Source organism: Rhizobium sp. SEMIA 4085 (assembly GCF_013004495.1).
In the GTDB taxonomy this organism is placed as follows: Bacteria; Pseudomonadota; Alphaproteobacteria; order Rhizobiales; family Rhizobiaceae; genus Rhizobium; species Rhizobium gallicum.
In genome coordinates, this window is sequence record NZ_JABEPH010000584.1 from 1 (window position 1) to 2294 (window position 2294).

The window sequence follows — 2294 nt, forward strand, 5'->3', positions numbered from 1 at the left end:
CTTGTCCCCGCGCCGACGGGCTTGGTTGAACGCGGCTCGCGGCGCTCGCTGTCGGCATCCGCGCGGTCGGCGCCATCGGCATCAGCGAAGCGGGGGGTATAATGCGGCTCGCCGCGGTGCAGCCCACCAAGGCCGAGGAGGAGGCAGCCGTACTGGAGACGACGCCCGCCAAGGCACGCGCCCTGGTGAAGAGCCTTTCAAGCCTGCTTGCCGGAAAGCCGGAAACCGCCAAGGGCCGCGCAACCTTGAAAGCCGCCGAAGGCGACATCATCGACGCGCCGCATCTCGTCGCACTCGCCGAACGCGAATTGCTGGCGCCTCTGGACCGCCAGGCAAGAGCGTTGATCGTCAATTCATCGAAGCGTGTTTCGATCGTCACCGCTGTCAGCCCGCGCGCGATCGTCGATCTGCTCTACGTGCTTTTCGAAGCCTCGCGCCTGATCCGCGCCATGGCCGAGCTTTATGGCGGCAGGCCGGGCACGCTTGGGATGATTCGCCTGATGCGGGACGTTCTCGCGCATCTCGCCGTCACCGGCTCGATCGCCGTCGGCGACAGCCTCGTGCAACAGGTCCTGGGCCACGGCCTTGCCTCCAAGCTCTCGGCCAGGTTCGGCGAAGGCATTATCAACGGGTTGATGACGGCCCGTATCGGCATAGCTGCGATGGATCTGTGCCGTCCGCTTGCGTTCCGCGCATTGAAGCGGCCGGGAATCGGCGACTTCATCGGCGATCTGGCGCCCTCCGTAGTGCCGCGCACCGGTCGCAAATAAACATTTTCGCACCTGGCGCCTTCCGTAACGGAGGGAATTGCAAAACACAGGAAATTCATGGCACTGGCAAAATGAATTGAATTTGGCGAGCCTTCGCCATGCCCTTCGTTTCCGTGCATTTCGGCGCATTGGAAACCAAGCATTAACCATTATTCGGCAAAACTCCAGGCTAGTAACGGGTGGTGTTTGCCAAGGAAAATCCATGTATTCGCGCAAAGTTCTCTTCGTATGCGGGCTCGTCGCCGCGGCATTGTCTCCGGCGGCCGATATTGCCCCTGCTGCGACCGCCGCAACCCGCGACAAGGCTTTCTTCGAGTCTGTTGCGGGCAACTGGAGGGGTCCGGGCGAAATCGTCGCCGGCAAATACAAGGGCACGAAATTTAGCTGCAACCTCATCGGTTCTGCCGTGAGCGACGGCGGCGCCGGCATCAAGCTCGACGGTTCTTGTCGCGTTGGCGTGTTCAAACAGCCAATGTCCGCCCTCATCACCCAGTCGCGCGGCGGCTATAAGGGCAAATTCCTTGATGGCGCCGCCGGTAAGGGTCTCGATGTCGTCTCGGGCACCGTCACACAGGACACGGTCGTCGTCGGCCTGAACCGCGCCAAGCTGAACGGCGCGATGATCGCCCGCGTCCGCGACGACAAGACGATGAACGTCACCGTGTCGGTAAAGGTCGAGGATCGCATGGTCCCGGTGATCGGCCTCACCCTGACCCGCCAGATCGATGAAATGACGGTCGGCTCCGTCGAGTAGGACCTGTACGATAGGCAGTTATCCCAAGCGGCCGATTTTGCGCCGCTTTTTCATTTCAGGCGCTGCGCCACCACTCGCGATCGGAATCGGCGATCTCGATGCCTTGGATATCTGCTCGGGAAAGCCAATCCGCGACGGTGCGGCCCTTGACGACGAGGTCCGCGGCAAAGTCTGCAAGCGGCATCAGAACGAAGCCTCGCTCGGTCATGCGCGGATGCGGCAGTTCCAGTCTCGGTGCCCCCTGTTCGATATCGTCGAATGTCAGCAGATCAATGTCGAGCGTTCGCGGTCCCCAACGCTCGATGCGCTCGCGTTTCATGTCGCGCTCGATGCCGAGACAGACGTCGAGCAACGCTTCCGGTTCGAGCAACGTGTCGAGTGCCGCGCATGCATTGAAGAAGATGGACTGGTCCGTCTTGCCCCAGGGCGGCGTGCGGTAGAGCCGCGACACGGCGGTGAGCCGGCAATCGTCACGCCCGTCGAGCTTCCGCAGGGCGGCAGCCATCGATTTCACGGGATCGCCGAGATTGCCGCCGAGACCGAGCGTGGCGGGCCTGAAACGTTCAGCCGGCAAAGTGTTCAACGCTCACCTGTACGAAATCCAGGACGCCGGGCACTGGCGCATTCGGCTTGCGCACCGTGATCTTGGCGCGCCTGATCTGGTGAAACTTTCCGCAGAGGCCCTTGGCGATAGCGAGCGCCAGCGCTTCGATCCGATTGCGGCACCCACCGGGGACGATCGCCTCTTGCAAGGGGAAGGCAAACCCGTA

Annotated in this window: 3 protein-coding genes and 1 pseudogene; 2 read left to right on the forward strand and 2 right to left on the reverse strand. The window is 62.4% G+C overall.

Translation table 11 applies throughout. The features are described from left to right. Positions 1 to 770: pseudogene (locus C9413_RS31265) on the forward strand (TIGR01620 family protein); the annotation flags it as partial. Positions 771 to 972: 202 nt separating this feature from the next. Continuing rightward, complete coding sequence (locus C9413_RS31270) at positions 973 to 1524, forward strand: hypothetical protein (RefSeq protein ID WP_039845045.1); 552 nt, start codon at positions 973 to 975, stop codon at positions 1522 to 1524. Positions 1525 to 1579: 55 nt separating this feature from the next. Here the strand turns inward: C9413_RS31270 and folK are convergent, their stop codons facing one another. Beyond that, a complete protein-coding gene (gene folK, locus C9413_RS31275; protein ID WP_082046519.1) occupies positions 1580 to 2107 on the reverse strand; it encodes a 2-amino-4-hydroxy-6-hydroxymethyldihydropteridine diphosphokinase in 528 nt (175 codons plus the stop codon). Further along, a partial coding sequence (locus tag C9413_RS31280) for a dihydroneopterin aldolase (protein ID WP_348648821.1) occupies positions 2088 to 2294 on the reverse strand: 207 nt, incomplete at its 5' end. The genes C9413_RS31280 and folK, both read right to left, overlap by 20 nt.

Bases quoted from the DNA above. Each gene is read 5' to 3' on its own strand.
- C9413_RS31270 (WP_039845045.1), top strand. From the start codon at position 973: ATGTATTCGCGCAAAGTTCTCTTCGTATGCGGGCTCGTCGCCGCGGCA.